Origin of the sequence: Sporosarcina koreensis (assembly GCF_001531445.1) — a bacterium.
Classification (GTDB): Bacteria; Bacillota; Bacilli; order Bacillales_A; family Planococcaceae; genus Sporosarcina; species Sporosarcina koreensis_C.
On record NZ_LQYA01000363.1, the window covers coordinates 1 to 243 of the forward strand.

At 32.5% G+C, this 243-nt stretch carries 1 protein-coding gene; it reads right to left on the reverse strand.

Annotated elements, in window-relative coordinates; all coding sequences use genetic code 11:
• The coding region (locus tag AWV70_RS22420; protein WP_160327728.1) for a protein rep at positions 1–243 on the reverse strand (243 nt) is incomplete at both ends.

Consider the following 243-nt stretch of genomic DNA (forward strand, 5'->3'; position numbering starts at 1 on the left):
TCTTCCAAATCCTTAACGATTTGCAAATTCCGTTCCTCGTCATCTGTTAAATAATCATCAGATTTAACGGAGTATTTAGCAGTTTCATTTACTGCTGTTTCAATCGCTTGCTTGTCCTGTTCAGAAGAAACTTTAGATTTAATTGCAGTAACAAAACCATTTGGATCATAGTCTAGTTTCATAGCCTTTTTCCAAAACGCTTGCCATTCTTTATGAGTAATATAATTTTTTTTGCTTCTAAAA